Genomic DNA, 789 nt, shown 5'->3' with positions numbered 1-789 from the left:
CTAGGCTCAGGACCTATTAATTTATTGAACTGAGTGGGGCATTGTGATTCACAGTCTTATCGATGGAGATGAGGCTGTGAGTGACGTGTTTTTGCTGTCTGAGAGGCAGATGGAGCGGATTGAGCCGTTTTTCCCTCTGGCGCACGGAGTGCCACGCGTGGATGACCGGCGTGTTCTGAGCGGGATCGTTTATGTGATCCGCAACGGCCTTCAGTGGAAGGATGCTCCGAAAGCGTATGGTCCGCACAAGACCTTATACAATCGCTTCATCCGGTGGAGCCGCCTTGGTGTCTTTGACCGGATTTTTGTCGCGCTGACAGAACAGGCTGGCCGGTCGAAGCGCCTGATGATCGATGCAACACATCTCAAGGCGCACAGAACGGCAGCGTCCCTGCTCAAAAAGGGGCTTTTCCCCGCCATATCGGACGCACAAAAGGCGGTCTGAATTCAAAGCTGCATGCCGTGTGTGATGGTCAGGGCAGGCCTGTGCGCCTTCATCTGACAGCTGGGCAGGTCAGTGACTTCAAAGGCGCTGATGTTCTTCTGAACGATCTTCCGGTCGAAACGGCAGAAGTCATCGGAGATCGGGGATACGACAGCAATAAAATCAGGCAGTCTCTCGCAGAGCAGAACATTACCGCCTGCATCCCCCCGAAGAAGAGCCGGAAATCAAAGCCACCTTACGACTGGCATCTGTATAAAAAGCGCCACCTCATCGAAAACATGTTCGCAAAGCTGAAGGACTGGCGACGTGTTGCCACCAGATATGACCGGTGCTCTCATACCTTC

Annotated in this window: 1 protein-coding gene; it reads left to right on the top strand. The window is 53.9% G+C overall.

The window, feature by feature from the left end; genetic code table 11:
- Nucleotides 1–76 precede the first annotated feature (76 nt).
- Nucleotides 77–789, top strand: a protein-coding gene (locus tag KP701_RS16150) for an IS5 family transposase (protein ID WP_215747916.1) whose coding sequence is annotated in 2 segments (ribosomal slippage) — nucleotides 77–410 and nucleotides 410–789 — 714 coding nt annotated over the 2 segments. Because the reading frame shifts where the segments join, the coding sequence is not laid out codon by codon here. This gene is flagged as partial in the annotation.

It is taken from the genome of Gluconobacter sp. P1C6_b (genome assembly GCF_018811945.1).
Classification (GTDB): Bacteria; Pseudomonadota; Alphaproteobacteria; order Acetobacterales; family Acetobacteraceae; genus Gluconobacter.
Note: the sequence above shows the minus strand (reverse complement) of the source record. Positions and strands in the feature narration are given on the sequence as shown.